A 4975-nucleotide genomic window follows, 5' to 3' on the forward strand; every position below is an offset into this window, starting at 1 on the left:
GGGTGAGTTCGGCCATCTCGGACCAGCCGTCCACCGGTGCGTCGACGTAGATGATCTGCGGCTTGGTGGCGATCCGGGCCGGGAGTTCGGCCATCGCGGCCTTGAAGTGCTCGGAGTTCACGTGCACCGCGCCGGCCTCGGCCGACTCGAAGGCCTCCAGCAGGACGTACTGATCCGGGTTGTCGACGCTGCGGGACCACTCGAAGAAGATGTTTCCGGGCTCCGCCCGGGTGGCCAGGGTGAACTCCTCGACCAGCGACACCCATCGGTCGCTGAACTCGGGCCTGGCGGTGAACTTGACGTTGATCAGGATCATGCTTGCTCCTCGGAAGTCGACGGCCGTGCCCAGCCTGCCCGAACCACGCCCGTCCCCCAAACCCGGCTCATTCCCGGCTCCGCTTGCGGTTGATGGCCTGTCCAGGGTGGAGGGGCCCCGCCGTAGAAGTGCTCCCACAGCTTCGCCGTCGCCTCGTCGACCGTCCAGGGCGGCGGTCCGCAGGTCGCCCAGCGGCCCGTGGTCGGCGACCGGGGGATGGCGGTCCATCGACGTCCAAATCGCAGCGCGTCCCCCGCGTCCCACTATCCGTCACGTGGTGTGACGGCCGGGAGCAACTCGCCGGGGCCCGCCACACCGACGCCCGCCGTGGTGGACGTACCCGTCGGCCGGACCGCACCGGCGTCGAGCGCCGACCCTCCTCAGTGGCCGCGGACGATCAGGTCGACCCTGGTCTGCGGCCAGGTCGTGGACAGGTAGTGGTCCTCGGCGGCGCGCCACCGCAGTATCCACTCCTCGGGGTTCTCGCCACGCGCCCGCACCCGCTGCAGACAGAGGTCCCGTGGAACCTCGACGTACGAGGTGACGTCGTACCAGGGGGCGAGCTCCGGGCGGGCGGAGTACACCCCTTCGACGATCACCACACCTCCCGGGGCGGTCTCGCGCCACTCGCCGAGCCGCCCGGTGCTCCAGTCGTAGATCCGGTACCGGGCGGCCCGGCCGTCCCGGAGCGGGGCCAGGACCTGGTCCCGGAGACGTTCCCAGTCGAAGTAGCGGTGGTAGCCCTGCTCCGCGTCGAGCCGCTCGCGTTCCCGGTCGGACATGGGGCGGTAGAAGTCGTCCACGTGCACCACGACCGAGCCGTCGAGTCGCGCGCACACCGCGGCAGCCAGCGTCGTCTTGCCCGACCCGCCGGGGCCGTCGATGGCGGCGATCCTGGTGCTCCCCCGCGTGCGGGCAGACCGGAGGAGAGCGTCGGCGATGTCCTTCGCCCGCTCGGTGACATCCACGAGGCGCTGAGGTCCAGGCAGTTCGACGGTCCGCGCGGCGCTCTCCAGCACGGCGTCCCTGGCCTCCCCGAGCGGGCCGCCGCCCAGCAGCTTCCGCGTGACGAGGATCGCGTCCAGGACCCCGGTCCCGGAGTCCCGAAGCAGCCGCTGGACCTGTTCCATGCCTCGCTCCTGGGTGAGCAGCGGCTCGCACTGCCCGACCAGGGCGGCGAGCCGGGCGGCCCGGTCCGGTGCGGGACCCTGCGCGTCTTCGGACACGAGAACTCCCGTTGGTGAGGTGGAGTGCGGCGACAACCTACGGTCCGGCCCGCCCGGGGCGCCACCCGTTTCCGGCCTGCGGGAGGAGGGAGGGCTACCCATCGGCGATTGAGTACGGACACTCAGGCGGCGGCCGGCCGGTGTTCATGATCATGGTGGCAACGGTCGACCGAAGGGGACGGGACGTATGAGTCAGATGTGGGCGGAGCAGTGGGCGCGGCCGCGGCCGAGGAGGGACTCCAGGAGCCGACGGCGGCCCCCGATGTCCCTGGGGGCGAAGTTCGGTGTTGCCGCGCTGGCCGTGGTCGGGATCGCGCTTGTCCTCCTCGCCGCGTGGGTGGGGGTCATCGCCGTCAGCCTGTCGCACCTGGCGGACGCCCCGCCGTGAGGTCCGGGACGGCCCGGCGTCCGCGGCGGCCCGCCGCGCTCAGGTGTCGTCGTCGGCGACCAGGCGCCGGAGCAGTCCGAGCAGGGTGGCGCGGTCGTCGGCGGACAGGGCGGCGAAGCAGTCGGCGAGTACTTCGTCGGCGACCCGGTGGCCGGCCTCCAGGGTCCGCTCGCCGTCGGCGGTGAGGTGGTGTTCGATCCGGCGGCCGTGGCCGGGGCGGCGGTCGACCAGGCCCTGGGCGACCAGTCGGCCGGCCAGCGTTCCGAAGGCCTGTTCGCTCTGGAAGGTCGCGGCTGCGAGGTCCCGGGCCGATGCGCCGGGCGTCCGGCCGATCGCCCGGAGGGCGTCCCACTGGGCCAGCGTGGTGCCCACGGCCGCGAGGGCGGTGTCCAGCGCCCGGTGCTGACGGTACTGGGCCTGCTTGACCGCTCTTCCGAGGACTTGCAGCTCTCCTTGCACGGACCGAAGTCTACGCCATGACCAAACTAGCTTAACTAAGCATCTTTAGTTATGGTGGAGCCATGTTCACCGACCACACCGTCGCCCTGTCCGACGACCTCTCCATCACCCTCTCCGAGTCCGGCACCGGCCGGCCCGTCCTCGTTCTGCACGGCGGAGGCGGCCGCGCCACCGTCGCGCCGCTGGTCGCGCACCTCGCCGGGACGGCCCGCACCCTCACCCCGGTGCATCCCGGCTGGGACGGCACCCACCGCCCGGACCGGCTGGCCGACGTCGGCGCGCTCGCCGAGACCTACCTGCACCTCCTGCGGGTGCGCGGCCTCAGCGACGTCCTCCTCGTCGGCTCCTCGCTCGGCGGCTGGATCGCCGCCGAGATGGCCGTCCGGGACACCACCGGCGCCGTCGGCGGCCTGGTGCTGATCGACGCCGTCGGCGTCCGGGTCGAGGGCGAGCCGATCCGCGACTTCTTCGCCCTCGACGCCCGCGGCATCGCCGAGTACGCCTGGCACGACCCGGACCGCGGGTACCTCGACCCCGCGACCCTCCCGGCCGACCGGCTCGCCGCCCGTCAGGCCGACATGCGTACCCTGCGGATCCTCGCGGCCGAGTCCGGCATGCAGGACCCCGAGTTGCTCGGCCGGCTGGGACGGGTCAGCCGGCCCGCCCTGCTGATCTGGGGTGCGAGCGACCGCATCGTCACCCCCGCGTACGGCGCCGCGTACGCCGCGGCCTTCACCGACGGGCACCTGGTGGTGATCCCCGAGGCGGGCCACCTGCCGCAGCTCGAACAGCCCGCGGCCACCTTCGCCGCGCTCGACACCTTCCTCGCGCGCACCGGCCCCGGGACCGCACCCGGCGTCTGACCCACGACCTGCGATCGGCACGCGGGCGGGACCGGCCCGGCGACCCGGGCGGTGTCGGCCGGGGGGCCGGCACTGCGGCAGGATACCGGGGGCGGTGACTCCGGTTCGGACGCCGCCGTCGTCGTGTGAACTTCCCGGAAGGAGCCTGTCCTGAGCGCGGGGTCTGCGGAAGCGTTGTCGGCCGTCCTGCTGGTCGTCGTCCTGGTGTGCGCGGTGGCCCGGCCGTGGGGCCTGCCGGAGGCGGTGGCGGCGGTCCCGGCCGCCGGGATCCTGCTGGCCACCGGCGCGATCGGACCCGACGCCGCCCGCGCGGAGGCCGAGCGGCTGGGGCCGGTGATCGGCTTCCTGGCGGCCGTCCTGGTACTGGCCCAGCTCTGCGCCGACGAGGGGCTGTTCACCTGGTGCGGGGCGTGGATGGCGCGGCGCTCGCGCGGGCGGCCGCGGCGGCTGCTGGGCCAGGTGTTCGCCGTGGCGTCCGTGGTCACGGCGGTGCTGAGCCTGGACGCGACGGTGGTGCTGCTGACGCCGGTGGTGTTCGCCACCGCGGCCCGGCTCGGGGCCCGGCCCAAACCGCACGTCTACGCCTGCACCCACCTCTCGAACACCGCCTCGCTGCTGCTGCCGGTCTCCAACCTGACCAACCTGCTGGCCTTCGCGGCCGCCGGGGTCGGCTTCGTGCACTTCGCCGGGCTGATGGTGCTGCCGTGGCTGGCCGCGATCGGCGTCGAGTACCTGGTGCTGCGCCGCTTCTTCGCCGCCGACCTGGACGCCGGCGCGGGTCCGGCGCAGGCCGGGCCGGTGCCGCCGCTGCCGCGGTTCGCGCTGGTCACCGTCGCGGCCACGCTGGGCGGCTTCGTGCTCACCTCCGCGCTGGGCGTGGACCCGGCCTGGGCGGCGGCGGCCGGCGCGCTCGCCCTCGCGGTCCGGGCGCTGCTGCGGCGCACCGCGACCCCGGTTGCGGTGGTCCGCTCGGCCGCGCTGCCGTTCCTGGCGTTCGTGCTGGCGCTGGGGGTGGTGGTGCGTGCGGTGGTCGACAACGGCCTCGGCTCGGCGCTCGCCCGGTTGGTGCCGGGTGGCACCGGCCTGCCGGCGCTGCTCGGGGTGGCCGCGCTCGCCGCGGTGCTGGCCAACGTGATCAACAACCTGCCGGCCGTCCTGGTCATGCTGCCGCTGGCGGCGCCGGCCGGGACCGGCCCGGTGCTGGCCGTCCTGCTGGGCGTCAACATCGGCCCCAACCTGACCTACGCCGGCTCCCTGGCCACCCTGCTGTGGCGGCGCATCGTGCGCGAGCACGACAGCGATGTCGGCCTCGGCGAGTTCACCCGGCTCGGGCTGCTCACGGTGCCCGCCGCGCTGGTGCTCTCCGTGGTAGCACTGTGGGTGTCGCTCACTGTGCTCCCGGGAGGCTGACCGTGCGAGTCCTGGTCTGGATCACCGAAGGAACCTGGCCCGCCACGGTGGACGCCGCCCGCGCCCACACCCCGGACCGCGCCGGGGTCACACTCCTGCACGTCACCGGCACCGAGGTGGCCGCCACCGCGCACGGGGCCTTCGCCGGCCTGCTCGGCCGCGCCCACCCGAGCGGCCGCCGGGCCTCCGACGGCCGGCCCGCCGAAGGGCCGGACGCCCACGGCTGGGGCAGCGATCCGGCCGCGGCCGTCGACCGGGTCGCCGCCGCCACCGCGCAGGAACTGCTGGCGGCGGCCACCGAGCGGCTGGCCCC

Annotated in this window: 6 protein-coding genes and 1 pseudogene; 4 read left to right on the forward strand and 3 right to left on the reverse strand. The window is 74.3% G+C overall.

Going from position 1 to position 4975, the window contains the following annotated elements; translation table 11 throughout:
• Both AA75_RS30160 and AA75_RS30165 read right to left on the reverse strand, forming a co-directional pair.
• On the reverse strand, positions 1–316 hold a 316-nt coding region (locus tag AA75_RS30160), incomplete at its 3' end, for a putative quinol monooxygenase (RefSeq protein WP_063794464.1).
• A gap of 380 nt (positions 317–696) precedes the next feature.
• Positions 697–1542 carry a uridine kinase gene (locus AA75_RS30165; protein WP_051813745.1) on the reverse strand — a complete coding sequence of 282 codons (846 nt, stop codon included), beginning with the start codon at positions 1540–1542 and terminating at the stop codon, positions 697–699.
• 187 nt (positions 1543–1729) lie between these two features.
• On the opposite strand from AA75_RS30165, the gene AA75_RS48125 reads away from it, so the two are divergent.
• The gene (locus AA75_RS48125; protein WP_149038460.1) at positions 1730–1930 is read left to right on the forward strand and encodes a hypothetical protein; all 201 of its coding nucleotides are present in this window, start codon (positions 1730–1732) and stop codon (positions 1928–1930) included.
• Between the two features lie 39 nt (positions 1931–1969).
• Here the strand turns inward: AA75_RS48125 and AA75_RS30170 are convergent, their stop codons facing one another.
• A complete protein-coding gene (locus tag AA75_RS30170) occupies positions 1970–2389 on the reverse strand; it encodes a MarR family winged helix-turn-helix transcriptional regulator (protein ID WP_033823468.1) in 420 nt (139 codons plus the stop codon).
• Positions 2390–2451: 62 nt separating this feature from the next.
• On the opposite strand from AA75_RS30170, the gene AA75_RS30175 reads away from it, so the two are divergent.
• From AA75_RS30175 to AA75_RS49945, 3 genes and pseudogenes are all read left to right on the forward strand, one after another.
• Complete coding sequence (locus tag AA75_RS30175) at positions 2452–3252, forward strand: alpha/beta fold hydrolase (RefSeq protein WP_082526928.1); 801 nt, start codon at positions 2452–2454, stop codon at positions 3250–3252.
• A gap of 150 nt (positions 3253–3402) precedes the next feature.
• A complete protein-coding gene (locus AA75_RS30180) occupies positions 3403–4662 on the forward strand; it encodes an SLC13 family permease (protein ID WP_033823469.1) in 1260 nt (419 codons plus the stop codon).
• Between the two features lie 2 nt (positions 4663–4664).
• A pseudogene (locus AA75_RS49945) lies at positions 4665–4975 on the forward strand (hypothetical protein); the annotation flags it as partial.

The organism is Kitasatospora sp. MBT63 (genome assembly GCF_000710465.2).
GTDB lineage: Bacteria > Actinomycetota > Actinomycetes > Streptomycetales > Streptomycetaceae > Kitasatospora.